The organism is Streptacidiphilus sp. ASG 303, from assembly GCF_020991365.1.
GTDB lineage: Bacteria > Actinomycetota > Actinomycetes > Streptomycetales > Streptomycetaceae > Peterkaempfera.
Window position 1 is genome coordinate 147,613 of sequence record NZ_JAJLRA010000009.1, and the last position, 16,507, is coordinate 164,119.

The 16,507-nt window shown below is 76.6% G+C and carries 8 protein-coding genes and 1 pseudogene; 4 read left to right on the top strand and 5 right to left on the bottom strand.

The features are described from left to right. Window positions 1–124 precede the first annotated feature (124 nt). A complete protein-coding gene (locus tag LO771_RS14750; RefSeq protein WP_230652430.1) occupies window positions 125–1,939 on the top strand; it encodes a PP2C family protein-serine/threonine phosphatase in 1,815 nt (604 codons plus the stop codon). Then, window positions 1,936–2,370, top strand: coding sequence for a response regulator (locus LO771_RS14755; protein ID WP_230652432.1), 435 nt, complete (start codon window positions 1,936–1,938; stop codon window positions 2,368–2,370). The genes LO771_RS14750 and LO771_RS14755 overlap by 4 nt, the downstream gene beginning before the upstream one ends. Before the next feature lie 27 nt (window positions 2,371–2,397). Here LO771_RS14755 and LO771_RS14760 read toward each other — a convergent pair whose 3' ends face one another. The 3 genes from LO771_RS14760 to LO771_RS14770 all read right to left on the bottom strand — a co-directional run bounded on the left by LO771_RS14760 (window position 2,398) and on the right by LO771_RS14770 (window position 6,346). Continuing rightward, window positions 2,398–4,947 carry an ATP-binding protein gene (locus LO771_RS14760; protein ID WP_230652434.1) on the bottom strand — a complete coding sequence of 850 codons (2,550 nt, stop codon included), beginning with the start codon at window positions 4,945–4,947 and terminating at the stop codon, window positions 2,398–2,400. Between the two features lie 140 nt (window positions 4,948–5,087). Then, on the bottom strand, window positions 5,088–5,786 hold the full coding sequence (locus tag LO771_RS14765; protein ID WP_230652617.1) for a heme oxygenase (biliverdin-producing): 699 nt from the start codon (window positions 5,784–5,786) through the stop codon (window positions 5,088–5,090). A gap of 212 nt (window positions 5,787–5,998) precedes the next feature. Further along, window positions 5,999–6,346, bottom strand: a complete 348-nt coding sequence (locus tag LO771_RS14770; protein ID WP_230652436.1) for a PRC-barrel domain-containing protein — start codon at window positions 6,344–6,346, stop codon at window positions 5,999–6,001. Between the two features lie 260 nt (window positions 6,347–6,606). Between LO771_RS14770 and LO771_RS31055 the strand changes: the two genes are divergently transcribed. Next, the gene (locus LO771_RS31055) at window positions 6,607–8,106 is read left to right on the top strand and encodes a VCBS repeat-containing protein (protein WP_304944810.1); all 1,500 of its coding nucleotides are present in this window, start codon (window positions 6,607–6,609) and stop codon (window positions 8,104–8,106) included. A gap of 116 nt (window positions 8,107–8,222) precedes the next feature. Continuing rightward, window positions 8,223–8,471: pseudogene (locus LO771_RS14780) on the top strand (DUF664 domain-containing protein); the annotation flags it as partial. A 265-nt stretch (window positions 8,472–8,736) separates the two neighbouring features. Here LO771_RS14780 and LO771_RS14785 read toward each other — a convergent pair. Together LO771_RS14785 and LO771_RS14790 are read right to left on the bottom strand one after the other, a co-directional pair. Continuing rightward, complete coding sequence (locus LO771_RS14785) at window positions 8,737–12,090, bottom strand: S8 family peptidase (protein WP_230652438.1); 3,354 nt, start codon at window positions 12,088–12,090, stop codon at window positions 8,737–8,739. Between the two features lie 500 nt (window positions 12,091–12,590). After that, a complete protein-coding gene (locus LO771_RS14790) occupies window positions 12,591–16,322 on the bottom strand; it encodes a S8 family serine peptidase (RefSeq protein WP_230652440.1) in 3,732 nt (1,243 codons plus the stop codon). Window positions 16,323–16,507 lie beyond the last annotated feature (185 nt).

Here is a 16,507-nt window from a genome sequence, read left to right on the forward strand (position 1 = left end):
CCTCCCGGGCGGCGGTTAGTCGGTGCGGCATCCCGGGGTAGGGGGTCCCCGTGGAAACGGCCCGGTCAGGGCCCGGAGCGGGTCGGGGTCGGCGCGCCCGGCGACCGGCAGGAGCGGAGGCGGCGTGGACGACAGGTGGGCGGAGGACCTCCACCGGCTGTGGCAGGCCGCCGACGAGGCCGTCGACGTCATGGTCCTGGCGGACGACCTGTACGACGTGCTGCTGAGGCTGCCGGGCGTCCGCGTCGTGGTGGGGACCCGGTGGGACGGGGCTTCCCGGGGGCGCTACCTGCGCGCCCTGACCGCCGGGGACGCGGCCCCGACGCTGGAGCTGCTCGCGCACGGCCCGTACGACGGGACCCCGCGGCGGCCGGCGGCCTCGGCGGAGGTCCGGGAGCACGCGGTGGCGGAGCTCCGGGGCTCGGCGTGGCCGGAGGCGGGCGCCCTGGGGGCGGCCGGCGTGTCCCAGGCCCTGACGTGCACCTTCCGGCTGGGGGACGGGGAGTGGTCGGCCCTCACCCTGGGGACGGGGGACTTCCCGGAGCGGAAGCTGCTGGAGGCCCGCCTGCGGCAGGTCTCCGAGATCGTCGCCGCCTGCGGCAGGCGCATCGCCGAACGCGGCCTGGCCGAGCGGCTCCGGGCGGCCGACGCGCTGCTCGCCGAGGCGTCCCTGCAGATGGACGCCTCGCTGGACGTCGAGGAGACCGTGCAGCGGGTCGCCCGGATCGCGGTGCCCGCCGTGGCCGTCGGCTGCCTGGTGCACCTGTACCGGGACCGGGAGCTGCAGTGCGTCGCGGCGGTCCACGTCGCGGCCCGCAGCCAGCGGGGGACGGCCGAGCTGGGCCGCTCGGACCCGTGGCTGGCCCGGCTGATCGCCCGGGCGGTGCGGAGCCCGCAGGGGCTGCGGCTGAACGCCGGCGAGCTCGGCGGGGGGCCCTTCTCCGCGGCGGGCGACGCGGGCGAGGTGGGCGACGTGGGCGACGTGGGCGCGGTGACGGTGGACGCCCTGCGGGCACGCGGCCGGGTGCTGGGCACCATCACCTTCCTGTACGGCCGGCCGGAGCCCCGGATGCCGGAGGCGCTCTTCCTGGGGGACCTGGCCAAACGGGCCGCGCTGGCCCTCGACAACGCGATGCTCTACGAGCAGCGCCGCCAGCACGTGCTCTCGCTGCAGCGCCACCTGCTCCCCGCGGAACTCCCCCACGTGCAGGGCCTCGACCTCGGGGCCTCGTACGAGGTGGGCGACCCCATGCTGGACGTCGGCGGGGACTTCTACGACGTGGTCCCCCGCGACGGCGGGGCGGCCCTGGTGATCGGGGACGTGTGCGGGCGCGGGGCGGAGGCGGCGGCCCTCACCGGGCTGGCCCGCCACACCCTCCGCACCCTGCTGGAGGACGGCGCGCCGCCCGGCACCGCACTGAGCCGGCTCAACGCCGCCCTGCGCCGGGAGCGGACCTCCCGCTTCGTCACGGGGGCGATCGCGTGCCTCGACCCCGACGGCGGGGAGGGCATGCTGCTGCGGACCGCGAGCGCCGGGCACCCGCCGCCGCTGCTGCTCCGGGCGGACGGCGCGGTCGAGCAGGTGCGGGCGGGGGGACTGCTGCTGGGCGTGGTGGACGAGCCGCGGTACACGGTGGCGGAGGACCGGCTGCGGCCGGGGGACACGGCGGTGTTCTTCACCGACGGCCTGACCGAGTCGCGGGCCCGGGACGGGTCCTTCTTCGAGGGGCTGCTGCCGGGGCGGCTCGCCGGGCTGCGGGGGCTGGGGGCGGCGCGGGTGGCCGAGGAGCTGGCGCACCAGGCGGTGGACTTCCGGGCCTCCGGTGCGGACGACATCGCCCTGCTGGTGGCGCGGGTCCGCGGCGCGGACGAGGGCGCGGACCGGGGCGCGGCCGAGGGAACGGACGGCTCCGGGGGCGGCGGAGAGGGGTGCGGATGACGGGCGAACGGCAGGGGACAGCGGTGGCAGGCGGCCTGATCCTGGTGGTGGAGGACTCCGAGGAGGACACGGAGGCGATCGAGCGCGCGCTGTCGCGGTCCCACCCCGAGGTCGCCCTGGAGTTCGCGTCGGGCACGGAGGGCGTGCTGGCGCGGCTGCTGGACCCCGCGGCGCCGCGTCCGGGCCTGGTCCTGCTGGACCTCAACATGCCGGGCCGCGACGGGCACTCGCTGCTCGCCGACATCCGCGCGCGCGGCGAGCTGGCGGACGTGACCGTGGTGGTCTTCACCTCGTCCACCGCGCCCGCCGAGGTCGAGGCGTGCTACGCGGCCGGCGCCGACAGCTACGTGTACAAGCCGGTGAACTTCGACCTGTTCCGGACGGTGCTGAAGGGCGCCGTCGACTACTGGCAGCAGCAGGGCGGCCACTGAGGCCGGGCCGTACCGGACGGGCGGCCCTCAGCCCTCCGCGCCCCCGTCCAGGGTGAACCAGACGGCGGTGCCCTCGCCCGGCGCGCTCTCCAGCCAGAGCACCCCTCCGTGGCGCTCCACGATGCGCCGGACGACGGCCAGGCCCACACCCGACCCGCCGCCCCGCTCGGTGCGCCGGTGCAGCCTGCGGAAGAGCTGGAAGACCTCCTCGTGCTGGTCGGCGGGGATGCCGATGCCGTTGTCGCGGACGACGACGGCGGGCACGGGGCCGTCGCCGCCGGGCGGCACGGCGCTCCCGGCGGCGACCTCGACGGTGCGCGGTCCGGTGTCGGACGCGTACTTGGCGGCGTTGACGAGGAGGTTGACCAGGACCTCCCGCAGGCGGGCGGGGTCCGCGGAGACGACGGGCAGCGGGCCCGGCCGCAGCACCGCGACCTCCCGCTCCGCCAGGCGGCCCCCGGCGACCTCCAGGGCCTCGTCGAGCAGGGTGTCCAGGGCGGTCCGCTCGCGCTGGAGGCCGACGCGGCCCAGGCGGGAGAAGTGGAGGAGCGAGTCGAGCAGGCCGTCCATGCGGGCGGCGAGCCGCTGCACGGTGTCCAGCCGGCGGCGGGTGGCCGCGTCCAGGTCGGGGCCCGCGTCCTCCACGATGAAGGCGGAGGCGTTGGAGATGCCGCGCAGCGGCTCCTTCAGGTCGTGGGCGGCGGCGTGCGCGAAGGAGTTGAGGTCCTCGTTGATGCGGCGCAGCTCCTCGTTGAGCTGGGAGAGCTCGGAGGCGCGGCGCAGCAGCAGGTCCGAGAGGGTGCGCCACAGCTGGTGGGCCGCGGCCCGGTCCTCGGCGGTCCAGGGCAGGCTGCGGCCGCGGACGGTGGCGCGGAAGACCGCGGTGGAGCCGCGCGGGGTGAGGCGCTCGCCGCGGGGGCCGAGGCGGACCGGGCGGGCCGGGTCGGCGGCCCAGTCCCGGGAGGTGGGCCACTCGCGGCGCCACCAGGCGAGGACGTCGCCCTCGCCGGTGAGGGGGACGAGGAGCAGACCCGCCGGCAGGCCGCCGTCCTGCGCGGCCGGGCGGGACGGGGGCACGGGCGCGGATGCGGCGGGAGCGGTGGTCGTGCCGTGCGCGGCGGCGTCCTGCGTGGCGGCCGGGGCGGCTGCGTCCTGCGTGGCGCCCGGCGCGGCGGCGCCCGGGGCGGCCGGCCGGTCCGGGGCCGGGGCCGGGGTGCCCGCGGCCGCCCGGTCCTGCTCCGCGAGGGTCTCCGGGAGGCGGTCGGTGCACCAGACCGTCCCGGCGGGCAGTCCCGCGGCGAGCCGGGGCAGCAGGGGGGCCAGGGCCGGGGGCGGCTCGGCTCCCCCGGCCGCCGCGGTGCCGCCGCGCAGCAGGAGCACGCCGTCGGCCGCGGCCAGCTCCGGCAGGCCGGGCGTCTCCATGAGGCTGCCCGCGAGGTCGTCGGTGATCCGGCCGGCCAGGCCGGCGAGGACGGACCGGCTGCGCGCCAACGTCTCGGACTGGCTGCGCTCGTCGAGGGCGGCCAGTTGGAGCGAGAGGGCGGTGCCGAAGAACTCGCAGGCGGCCCGCAGCTCCGGGGAGAGCCGGTTCGGGGTGTCGCCGTGGCAGGCGATCAGCCCCCACAGGCGCCCCTCGCGCAGCAGGGAGACGGACATCGAGGAGGTGACACCGATGTTCCGGAGGTACTCCAGGTGGTAGCCCGAGACCGTGCGCAGGACGGATCCCGACAGGTCCAGCGGCTGCCCCGTGGCCGGCCGCACCGGCGGGTGGAGGCCGACGGTGGGGTCGTCGACGTCGGCGATGACCCGGATCCAGTTGCGCGTGTACAGGCGGCGGGCCTGCGGCGGGATGTCGCTGGCGGGGAACCACAGGCCGAGCCACGGCTCGCGGCCCTCCGCGATCTCCTCGGCGACCACCTCGCCGGGGCCGTCCTCGCCGTCGAAGCGGTACGCGACCACCCGGTCGTACCCGGTCAGGGCCCGCACCTCGCGCACCGCGGCCCGGCAGCACTCGGCCGCGGTGGCGGCGCCCTGGAGGCGGCGCAGCGCCCGGCGGACGCCCGGGTAGAAGTCCTGGAAGGCGAAGGGCGCGCCCGCGGTCCGCGGTTCGAACTCCAGGACCAGCAGGTCGTCGGTGCGGTGGACCGTCACGTCGAAGAGGCGGGGGCGGCCGTCGACGGTCACGGTCATGGGCAGCAGCCCTCCCCCGGCGGGGTCGGTCTCCGCGGCCTCCCGTGCCTGCGCCCACTGCTCCGCCCCGAGCAGGCGGGCGGCCCCGGTGCCGACCAGGTCCTGCGCCTCGGCCCCGAGCAGGTCGCCGGTGTTGAGGGCGGCGGTGTCCACCACGCCGTCGGCGGCGCGGACGGCGAGCAGGGTGCCGTAGGACTGGACGCCCCCCAGGAGGTGGATGGGCTCGCGGACGCACGCGCCGAGGTCGAACGCGTCGGACACCTGGCGCTCGGCCTCCACCGCGCGCTCCGACAGCCAGTCGTACCGCGGGCGGCGGTCCTGCGCCTCCGGCCGGCCGCCCGGGGCCGGGGGCCCGTCCTGTCCCGTCGACGGGACCCGCTCGGCCATGCCCGGCTCCTCCCGGTGGGGCCGGCCGCGGTGGGGCGGGCCGGTCCTTCTGTCGCTGTGCGTCGCCCCCCTTGCATCGTCCCACCTGCGGGGACGCTGCGCCGACCGGTCCCCGGGGGCGGGGGGAACCGGCGGTGCCGTCAGACGCGCGCCGGGAAGAGCGCGGCGAGGCCGGCGAGGACGGCGCCGTTGAACGCGAAGGCGTCGCAGCACTCCGCCGCGACCCGGCGCCGCTCCGCCTCCCCGAGGGGGAGGCCGTCGAGCAGCCCGCGGTACTCCCGCCGGAAGGCGGGCGTGCTGCCGATCCGCTCGAAGACGTAGAAGCGGACCCCGTCGCCCCCGGCGTCGAGGCCCCAGGTCCGCTCGGCGGTGCGGCGGACCACCTGCCCGCCGGCGAGGTCGCCCAGGTAGCGGGTGTAGTGGTGGGCGACGTACCCGGCGGGCCAGTGCGCGGCGACCTCCGCGATCCGCGCGGCGTAGCGCCGGGTGGCCGGCAGGGCCGAGGCGCGGGCGCGCCAGTCCTCCCCCGCCAGGTGCCGCAGGTCCCGCTCGAGCTCCGGGACCCGCTCCAGCTCCGGCCGTACGAACGGTCCCGCCACGGGGTCGTCCGCGAGGCGGGCGGCCCCGTCCTCCAGGGCGCGGTACACGAACCACAGCTGCTCGGTGTAGCGGGCGTAGGCGTCGAGGCCGAGCCGCCCGCCCAGCAGGTCGCCCATGAACGGCGACTCCTCGGCCTCGGTGTGGGCGGCGCGGGTGGCGGTGCGCAGGGCTTCGGAGAAGGGGCCGGGCGGGAGGTCGGGTACGGGACCGGGTGCGGGGCCGGGCGGGAGGTCGGGTATGAGGTCGGACGGCAAGGGGGCTCCTGGGTCGGGGGCGCGGGAGGCATGTCCGCAGGTGGTCGCGCGCCTCAGCCTGCCCGTTCCCGCCCCCGGCACACGTGGCGCACGGCACGTCGCGGCCCGGAGCGCGGGCTCCGGCGGACGCGGACGGCCCGCGGCCCCGACCGGCAAGGCTCCGGTCGGGGCCGCGGGAGTCCGCAGCGGTGGCCGCGTCAGCGGTGGCCGCCGTAGTACTGGCCGTACTGCTGGTGGTAGCCGGAGTCCACGGCGTGCTTGTCCTTGTCGTACTCCGGCGCGTTCTTGATCTCGTCCTTGGTGCGCGAGACGTAGACGGTGCGCTCGTTGGCGTCGATGCTGGAGACGGTGCCGGCGGGCAGCAGGACGTGCTTGCCGAAGATCCACGGGCCGGTGTCGACGACGAGGTACTGGCCGTCGACCTCCTCGCTCGCCTTGTCGACCTTGCCGATGTGGCCGTCGGTGGCCTCGACGCGGTAGCCGACGAGGTCCACGCCCGCCGTGTAGCCGCTGTCCGCGCCGTAGCCCCACATGGTCTCGCTCATGTCCGCAGTCCTTCCGCAGTGTCGGAGTGCCGGGACGGGATCGCCGTCCGCACTTCTCTCCGGGGCAGCCGCTACCCCGGGATCCCGCGGGCAGTCATCCCGTCCTGCGCGGGAATCGGGCGGCACCGCTCCCGAGCAGGGCGTTGCCGGGGAAAGGTTTCTGACGCCCCGCCACCTCCCCCGCCGGCGGGCCGGGTCACCGGCGCGCGTACAACCTTTCGGGACGGGGCGTGTCTTCTCCGGTGACGGAGGGGGACGCCATGGGGCGCAGGACCACGGCCGGCGGGACCGCCGGAGCCGCGCTCGCCGCCGGGATGCTCGTCCTGGCCGCCTGCGCCGCGGGCGGGGGCGGCGGGCCGGGCGGCGGTGGTGCGGCGGGCGGCGGCGGTGCGGCGGGCCCGGCCCGCGGGGGCGGGCGGCCGGTGCCGTCGGCCGCGGCCCGGCCCGCCGCGCGCCCGGCGGTGGACTTCGACGGCGACGGGTACGGCGACGTGGCGGTGGGCGCGGGCGACGGCACGGTGCGCGGGCGGGAGCGGGCCGGGGGCGTGGTGGTGCTCCGGGGCTCCGCACGCGGCCTGGCGCGTCCCGTCGTCGTCACCCGCGACAGCCCCGGCGTGCCCGGTCCGGTGCGGGCCGACGAGGGCTTCGGCGGCACCGTGGGCGCGGGCGACCTGGACGGCGACGGGCGGACCGACCTGGTGGTCTCGGCCGGCCGGGGAGGGCCCGTGGTGCTCTGGGGCGGCCCGCGGGGGCTGTCCGGCGGCACGGCGCTGCGGATGCCCGCGGGCGGCTCGGCCGCCGCCCTGGCGGTCGCGGACACCGACGGGGACGGGCACCGCGACGTCGTCCTGCTGGGCACCTCCGCCGTCACGACGGCCCCGGGTCCGGACACGGTGTCGGTACTCCACGGGCCGGTCCGCCGCTCAGGCGCGTCCGGCCGGGTGCGGACGCTGGCGCTGCGGGCCGACCGGCGCGACGGGATCACGGGCGGCGCGCTCGCCGCCGGGGACCTGGTGGGCGACCGGCGTGCGGAGGTGGTGGTGGCCGGCTTCACGCGCGAGGACTCGGGCGACCTGTCCGCCCCCGGCGCCTGGGTGCTGGCCGAGGACGCCCGCAGCCTGCACCGTGTGCTGCGCCTGTCCGGGGGCAGCACGGCGGCGGTCGGCGACGTCGACGGGGACGGCCGTGCCGACCTGGCGCTCGGCGACCCGGACGCCGGGGAGGGGGCGGGCCGTCTGGTGGTCCGGTACGGGGGCGCCCGCGGCCTGCGGCCCGGGGGGACCGGGGTCACGCAGCGGACACCGGGCGTCCCCGGGCCGGTGCCGGGCGCCGACGCCGCGCACTTCGGGCACGCCGTGGCCGTGCGCGACACCGACGGGGACGGCCGGGCCGAGGTCGCCGTGGGCGTGCCCGACGACGGCGGCCCCGGACCGGCGCGCACCGGCGTCGTGCTCCTCCTCCGCGGGGGGCCGCACGGACTGTCCGTGCGGGGCGTGCGGGAGGTCGTGTCCGGCCGGCCGGCGCCCGAGGGCGTCCAGGAGGTGTTCGGCGGCACCGTGCTCCTCGCGGACGTGACGGGGGACGGCCGGGCCGAACTGCTCACCGCCGCGACCGGCGCCGACGACGGCCACGGGGTGCTGCACGTCTCCTGCGCGGCCCGGCCGGGTCCGTGCCCGGCGGCGGCCGCCGTCGGGCGCGCCGGCCTGCGGGGACTGCCCGCCGCCGACGCCTTCGGTTTCGGCGGCGCCCTGGCGGGCTAGGACCTGTCCGTCGGTCCGGCCGGGCCCTCCCCGGGCGCAGCGGGTGCCGGGGCACGCGACGGTGCTTCCGCTCGGCCGGGTCGGCACCCGCACCGGGCCGGGGGAGGCTCCTCACGATGCCGCAACGAACCGACACGCCTCCCACGTGGGACGAGCGTGCACGGCTGGTCACCTTCCTGGACCACGCCCGTGACACCGCGCGGGCCACGTGTGAGGGCGTGCCCCCGAGGACGCCCGCAAGGCCCCGCTCCCGGGTTCGCCGCTGATGACGCTGTGCGGGTTGGTCAGCCGTCTGCGCCGGGCCGAGTCCTACCGGTGGCAGGTGGTGTTCCTGGGCGAGGAGTTCGCGGGGCCGCTCGCCGGGCCGACTGCCGGGCGGCCCCCGGCGCGGCGCGATGGGGGCCCACGGCACCCCGCGGGCGCGGAGCCGGTCGCCCCGGGTCTGCAGGCCCGCGTCGACCTGGGCGCTCACCGAGGAGGCGATGCGGGGCAGGAGCACCTCGGGCGCGTCCGGCGCCGGCGGCCGGGAGGCGGGTCCGGGCCCGGCCCCCGGCCGCACGGGGAAGGGCCCCCGCCGACGGCGGGGACCCTTCCTGTTCGTCGCTGCCGGCTGGCGCCGTCAGGACCTGCTCACTGCTCGGCCCTCGTCAGGTACGCGTCGATGATCGTCTCGGTGACGGTGTTGCCCTGCCGGTCGGCCGCCTCGGCCTTGAACGAGACGCTGCCGCCCGCCCTGGGGTTGGTGACCTCGACGGCGCCGTCGTGCACGGCGGCCTTCTGCCAGCCGGCACCCCTGTCGTACGAGACCCACACCTCGAGGGACTTCAGGTTCCGCCCCTCGGCGGATCCCTCGACGGTGACCGGGACCCGCAGCCTCGTCCGCTCCCGGGCCGTGCTGTCCAGGGAGAGCTCGGGCGTGAAGCGCACGACGGAGGCGGGGATCCGGGTGATGCCCGGCGCGTAGGCGGAGGAGAACGTCCAGGACGCGGTCATGGTCGTGGAGACGTGCGCCACCGCTCCGCGGGTGACGGTGGCGGTCAGCCGGTAGTCGGCCCGCTCGTCGGGCGCCACGTAGAAGTAGTCGAAGGGGTAGATGCTCCGGTAGACGAGCTGTCCGTTGCGGTAGAAGGTCGTCAGCGCGCTGTCGTACGGCGCGTTGTTGTCGCCGAAGTCCCCGCTGCCGTCCGAGAACAGCGGGATCGCGCCGAGCAGCGCCTCACCGTTGCGGAGCAGCCCGGAGCCGTCCGGGAGGGAGGGCCCGAAGACACCCACGTTGAACGTGTGCCGGTAGGAGTGCCCCGGCTGGAACGCCTGGTCGGACCAGACGTAGCTGCTCTCGTAGGAGTCGTGGGCGTCCACCTGGTCGAAGACCAGCGTCCAGGGGGTGTCGGCCGACAGCAGGTGCAGGGTGGTCGCGTGAGGGAGGGGGCGGGCCTCACCGAGACCGCTGCCGCCCTCCGTGACCGGGGTGACGAAGCCGGTCCTGCCCTCGGCCGGCGCACCCATCCTCAGCCTGACGTCGGAGAAGTCCCGGGGAGCGGGGTGGTCGGCGAAACCGGTCAGGTACGTGTCGCCCTTCGGCCGGTACACCAGGGCGTAGTCGTCGTGCCCCTCGGCGCCGGTGGAGAAGGCGAGCGAGAGCTGCTGGTTCAGGGTGTCCCCGGGGTACGCCTTCGGGCCGACGTGAGCGGTGTGGAACTTGCCGAGGTTCGCGGTGAAGAGTCCGAAGCGGGTGAAGGTCCCGTCGGGCAGGTCGACGCCCGCGCTGATGTACCCGAAGGTCGGCTGCGCGGTCCGGTCCGGCACGGTGACGTCGATCGCCTTGGCGGTGCGCGCGTCCAGCGTCACCGTGGTGTCCTCGGTGACGTCCAGGTTGGGCCGGTTGAACCAGTCGGCGCCCTGGCTGTACGAACCCTCCGGGTCCACACGGACCATGCTGTTCAGGAAGTAGCGCCCCTTGGGGACGCGCACCGAGTGCGTCTCCCCTCCCAGGGCGATGTCGTTGCCCCGAAGCGGACCGGTCAGCGCCTGCAGGTACGCGTCCCAGGAGGCGGCGGGGCTGCCGCCGCGGTCCAGGGGTTCCACGGTGACGGTGTAGTGCTCCGACTCACGGTCCACGGCGAACACGGTGCCGACGGTCTGGCCGTCGCCGGTGGCGGTGACCCGTCCGGTGAAGGTACCGACCGCGTCGCCCCCGAGCCGGGTGTCGGCGGTGACCTTCACGGTGGCCTCGCCCTGCGCCGGGACGGTGACCCGGGCGTCGGTGGTGAACATCCCGGCGGGCGCGGGGCCGCCGTCGGGCCCGGTGGCGTCCACGGCCAGGTCGAGGGTGACCGGCGTGCTGCCCAGGTTGCGGTAGGTGAGGTCCCGGACGAGCGGCTGGTCGTCGGTGTGCGGCCACTGGGCGAGGCCGAAGGGGATCGAGGTCTGGCGGGCGACGACGGTCTGCTTGATCGCCTTCCGCAGGTCGACCCGGCCGGATCCCTGCTGGAACGGCCCGTACGCACCCGGCGTGGTCGACGCGACGAGTGCCTGCTTGATGTCGTCGCCGGTCCAGTCGGGGTGCTGCTGGGCGAGGATGGCGGCCGCGCCCGCGACGTGCGGGGTGGCCATGGAGGTGCCGCTCAGCGCCACGTACCCGTCCGCGACCGGCGTACCGGCGCCGGCCATCAGGCTGTCGTGCGCGGCCGCGGCTCCGATGGCCACACCGGGCGCCGTGATGTCCGGCTTGATCGCGCCGCCGGCGGCCCGGGGGCCGGTGCTGGAGAAGGGTGCCAGCACGTCCTGCTTGTCGACGGCGCCGACGGTGAGGGCGGCGTCGGCGCTGCCGGGCGTGTTGATCGTGCCGGGCCCGCCTTCACCGGTGTTGCCGGCCGCCACGACGAAGAGCGTCCCGCTCTCGGCCGACAGCCTGTCGACGGCCTCCTCCATCGGGTCGGTCTCGGGAGTGTCGTAGCTGCCGAGGCTGAGGTTGGCGACGTCCGCCTTCTCCGCCGCCGCCCACTCCATGCCCGCGATGATCTGGGACATGCTGCCGCTGCCGTTGTCGTCGAGGACCTTGCCGGCGAGGATCCGGGCTCCCGGCGCCACGCCCCGGTACTTGCCGCCGGACTTCGCCCCGGTACCGGCCGCGATGGACGCGACGTGCGTCCCGTGGCCGTACCGGTCCACGGTGTCGGGCGACTGGGAGAAGTTGCGCTCGGCCACGACCTGGCCGGCCAGGTCGGGGTGGGTGGTGTCCACCCCGGTGTCGAGGACGGCGATGCGCGTACCGGTGCCGTCGAAGCCGGCCGCCCACGCCTCGGGGCCGCCGATCTGCGGCACGCTCTTGTCCAGGGAGGCGTGGACGACGGCGTCGAGCCACACCGAGGCGATGCCGGGCGCCGCCGTGCGGCCGGCGTCGCCGGCCGTCCCCCTGGTGACGGCGGACCACAGGTCCGCGGTCCCGTTCGCGGGTGCGGCGACGGCGTCGGCGTCGATGCTGCTCAACGTCCGCTCGACCTCGGCGCCGGCGGTGGCGCGCAGCGCCGTCCTGGCCGCCGGGCGTGCCGCGTCGTACATCACGATGAGCCGCAGGTCCCTGCGTTGCGCATAGGCGGGGGAGCTCAACGTGGTGACGTCGAACAGGCGGCGGTCCAGGCGGCCGCTCGCGATCAGGCCCCGCGCGTCGTCGGGCACGGCGTAGGTGTGCCCGCCGGCGGTCTCGACACGGATGGGTATGTCCGCGCGGCCCCGGGCGGGCCGCGCGGAGACGATTTCGCCCTTGCCGTCCACCCCGATCCGGTCACCGGTGATCAGGGGGATCCAGCGGTGTGCCGTGCGGGTGCCGGCGTCACCGCCGTCGCGAGCGGGCCCGAGGTCCGGGGACGGGGCCACCGTCGGATGCGCCGCCGTGGTGGAGCCTGCGGGCACGGGGGGCGACGGCGGGGCGGCGGCGACCGACAGCAGGCCGAGCCCCACGGCCATGCCGAACACGGGTCTCATGAAGATGGATCTCACGGTTTCCTCTCGCTCTGCCGCTCCGCACCGGCCTGTGCTTCCACAGCCGGGGCCGAGCGGCGACACAACGGACGCAGTGTCCGACGCCGGACACATGCACGGTCGAACAGAAGCCCCGTGCCCGGACGGACCGTCAGCCGACGGCTTGCCGGACCCTCGTGGGGAGGCTCCTGCGCGGGGTGGCTCTTCGCGGGGTGGCTCCTCGCGGGGTGCCGGGCTTCGGCCACCGCCGGGCACAGGGGGGTCCGTCCCGGAGGCGGGGCCCTCCGCCGCGGGCCGCCCTGCGACGGGCGCCCGCGGAGGGCCGCTCCCCCGGCGCCTGCGCACACGGGCAGGCCGGGCCGCGCCGGGGGCCGGGGCGGACCGCACGGTCCTGTGCGGGCCGCCCCGGGCCGGTCGTGCGCGGTCGCCGGGCGACCGCGCCGGTCAACCGGTCAACCGGTCAGCCGGTCAGTCGGTCAGCCGGTCAGCCGGTCATTACGGGTTCACCGGATCCCGAAGGCCCGGATCACCGTCTGGGTGACGGTGTTGCCGGCCGTGTCCCGGGCGCTCGCCCGGAGGGAGACGAACCGGGCCCCCTTCGGTGCGGACAGGCCGAACCGGCCGCCGTGGCCGGGCACGGCCCTCCGCCAGGTCCGTCCGTCGTCGTAGGACAGCTCCACCGCGACCGGTGCGAGCGCGCCCGCGCCGACGGCACCGGGGAGGTGGCGGGCGGACACCGACAGGTCCGCACCGTTCCCCGCCCGGCCCGCCGCGTCGGTGGCGACCGCGTAGTCCAGCTGCAGCAGGGGCAGGACCTCGGACTCGTCCGACGACGGCGCCTTCGAGGTGAAGGCCCATTCGGTGTGCGTCGTGGCGGAGTAGGGGCTGACCGAGGCGTCCCGGCCGGTGTCCAGCACCAGGCGGTACGGGAGCCTGTCCGGGCCGGGCGCGTCGGCTCCGACGACGGTGGCCGACCCCTGCGCCAGGAGGGTGCCTCCCTGGTAGAGGGTGAGGGCCTGGCGCGTGCGCTGGTAGTCCATGGTCATGCCGACGTGGTCGGAGCCGCCCCAGCCGGGGACGTCGAAGCTCAGCCAGCTCCCGCTGCGCCGGGGCAGCTTGTAGTTGTTGTTGAGGTACGGGCGCTCGATCGGCTTGAACCACTCCTCCGCCTGCGTGCTCCCGGGGCGGTAGGCGGTCCTGGGCTCGATCTCGTAGAGGAGGCCGTCGACGTAGGCCTCCTGGCCCCAGGTGAACGCGCCGCCGGTGGAGATCCAGTCGACCCGCTTCCCGTTCACGGGCTCGCGCATCGTGGTGCCGATGCCCCAGTCGGAGTAGGCGGGCCAGTCGAACCGGAACTCCCCGCCGCCCCGCGACGGGTCCGGGCTGTCGAAGGTGACGTCGACCCGGGCCAGGTTCTTCGCACTGCCCTGCTGGACCAGGTCGTCCGGGATCTCGTTGTGCCAGGTCCGCATCAGGTCGTAGACGTAGGGGCTGACCGGCTGGGAGTCGACGCGGAGCACGGCGTCGCCGCCCTGCGTCAGCCGGATGAGCTTCTCGCCCTCGTCCGTGCTGAGCAGTGCCACGTCGATCCGGGCGGACGTCAGCGGTCGGGGGCTGTAGTCGCGGACCCAGCGTCCGGGCTGGTCGTTCACGACCAGCAGGAGCGCCGCCCCGGCCCGGACGGCGGCGGCGGCCTGGTCCGCGTCGCTGACCGAGGCAGTGCGGCGCACCACCACCGCCTTGCCGCGGGCGTCGACCCCGGCGTAGTCCGCGGCCGCGCCGTCGCCGGCGACGACCGCCTTCAGGTTCCGGCGCCCCTTCGGCAGGGGGGTCATGCCCGTCTGCTGCAGGACGTCGGAGAAGTCGGTGGCGCCGAGGGCGACGCTCAGCGCGGGCTGCTCCTTGCGCCAGCGCGCGGCGAGGTAGAAGTCGCCGTGGGTCACCTTGGTGCGCAGGGGCTGCGCCCAGAGGCTGTCGTAGCTGGTCTGGGTCTCCATGTAGTCGCGCCAGGAGCCGCCGCCCATGGAGCGGTGGTACTCGAGGCGCTGGTAGGTCGCCTCCGTGCGCTGGGGCGTGGTGACGTCGACCCGGCGGATCCTCGAGGCGTCCAGCACGACGGTGGTGTCGCGGTCCATGGTGACGTCGGGGTCGCCGAGCAGCGCCATGCCCATCGAGTGCGGGCCGTGGAGGCCCTGGACGGTCTTGAAGGACAGGACCGAGTACGTGTCGTCGGGCAGGAACGTCGTCAGCGTGCCGGTGGCGTCGACCAGGTAGAAGGCGGGCGAGAAGTCGCCCGACCTGAGCACCTCCACGACGCCGGACATGGGCCGGCCCTCGCCGTCCTTGAGGGTCATCGTCAGCCTGTGGGCGACGTCGCCGAGCGCCACGGCCGTGTGGGCGACCCGGTGCCCCGCGGGGTCGGCGGCGGTGACCTGGCCGCTGTAGTGCCTGCCGGCGGAGGCCTGGGAGCCGTCGATCGTGAGGGTGACGGACGCGGACCCGTGCGCGGGCACGGCCACCCGGGTCGCGGACAGCCGGAACATGCCCGCGGGGGCGCCGGGGGCGTCGACGGACAGGTCGAGGGTGACGGGCGTGTCCGCGAGGTTGGTGTAGGTCACGGGGCGCAGGACCGTACTGGAGCCGCCCGCGGGCGCCTGCCCCGCGAAGGCGGTGGCGGAGGCGAGGACGGTGGCCCGGACCGCCGCCGCCGCGTCCACGCGGCCGCTGCCGCCCTGGAAGGCGTCGTACTGCGGGGTGGGCCGGGAGCTGCTGACGAGCAGGTCCTTGAGCCGGCTCCCCGTCAGGTCCGGGTGGGCGGCGGCCAGCAGTGCGGCGGCGCCCGCGACGTGGGGCGTGGCCATCGAGGTGCCGCTCAGCGTCTGGTAGCTGCCCTCGCCCTCCGGGGCGTACTGGGAGCGGGCCGCGAGCACGTCGACACCGGGGGCGGTGATCTCCGGCTTGAGGCCGCCGTCACCGACGCGGGGCCCCTGGCTGGAGAAGGAGGCGACGTCGTCGGCGGAGTCGACCGCGCCGACGGTCAGTGCGGAGTCCGCCGCGCCGGGCGCGCCGATGCTGCCGGGCGCGCCCTGGTTGCCGGCGGCGACCACGAACAGCGCCCCCGTCTCGGCGCTGAGGCGGTCGACCGCCTCGCTCATCGGGTCGGTGCCGTCGGACGGCGCGTCGGAGCCGAGGCTCATGTTGACGATCCTGGCGTGCTGGTCGCGCGCCGCCCACTCCATGCCCGCCAGGACCCACGAGTCCTGCCCGGAGCCGTCGTCGGCGAGCACCTTGCCGATGCGGAGGTCCGCGCCGGGCGCGACGCCCCTCTCCCGTCCGCCGGACGCGGCGCCGGTCCCGGCGATCGTGGAGGCCACATGGGTGCCGTGCCCGTTGCGGTCCACGACCTCCTCGCCGGGGACGAAGCTCCGCGAGGAGGCGATGCGGTCCGCGACGTCGGGGTGCCCGGGGTCGACCCCCGTGTCGAGCACCGCGACGTCCACGCCCTGCCCGGTGTCACCGCCCGCCCAGACGTCGGGCGCACCGATCTGGGCCGTGGTGTCGGCGAGGTCGGCCTTCACGAGGCCGTCCAGCCAGATCCGCGCGACGCCGGAGCCGAAGCCCGGGGCGCCGGACCGCGTCCCCGCCCTCGCGGCGCCCGCGGGCGCGGCGGTGACGGCGGCCCAGAACTCGGCCGAGTGCCTGCGGTCCTCGGTGAGCGCGGCGCCCTGCACGCTGTCCAGGGTCCTGACCCGGGTGGAGCCCTGCGGGGACGCGCCGGAACGCAGCTGCGCCGCCCCGTCCGTGTAGGAGACGATGAGCGGCAGCCGGTCGCGGTGCGCGTCGTCGTAGCCGTCGGCGACGAGGGCCGTGATGTCGAACAGCCGCCGGTCCAGGGTGCCCGCCGCGACGTACGGGAGGGCCGCGTCGGGATAGACGTACAGGTGGCCCCCCGACTCCATGACGCGCGCCTCCGCGGGGGACCCGTCGCCGCTGCGCACGTCGACGGTGCCGCCCCTCCCACCGGACCCGCGGACGGTGGCGACGTCGCCGGTGACCAGGGTGACCGTGTGGACACCCGGCGGCACGGCCGCCCGGGCCGGTGCGGTGGACGCGGGCGGCGCGGCCGCCGGGACCGGCCCGGGGCGTGCCGGGGAGGCGGCGACGGGGGCGGCCGTGGCCAGGAGGGCCGCGCCGGCTGCGGCCAGGACCGTCCAGCGTGCGGGTGGTGGCTTCAACGGGTTCCTCGTGGGCGTCGGGACAGGCGGGGATCACTGCGCCTGCAGCCGCTCGGCACATCGGGGTGGGACGGCGCCGCGGACTCGTGGGGGAAGATACGGGCCAGCGCCTTCGGGCCGCCGAGTGACGTGGATCACGCGTCGGCGGTCTGGACAGGGGCCCGCGGATGCGCAGGGCCCCCGAC

Bases quoted from the DNA above. Each gene is read 5' to 3' on its own strand.
- LO771_RS14755 (WP_230652432.1), top strand. From the start codon at position 1,936: ATGACGGGCGAACGGCAGGGGACAGCGGTGGCAGGCGGCCTGATCCTG.
- LO771_RS14770 (WP_230652436.1), bottom strand. From the start codon at position 6,346: ATGAGCGAGACCATGTGGGGCTACGGCGCGGACAGCGGCTACACGGCG.
- LO771_RS14760 (WP_230652434.1), bottom strand. From the start codon at position 4,947: ATGGCCGAGCGGGTCCCGTCGACGGGACAGGACGGGCCCCCGGCCCCG.
- LO771_RS14785 (WP_230652438.1), bottom strand. From the start codon at position 12,090: ATGAGACCCGTGTTCGGCATGGCCGTGGGGCTCGGCCTGCTGTCGGTC.
- LO771_RS31055 (WP_304944810.1), top strand. From the start codon at position 6,607: ATGGGGCGCAGGACCACGGCCGGCGGGACCGCCGGAGCCGCGCTCGCC.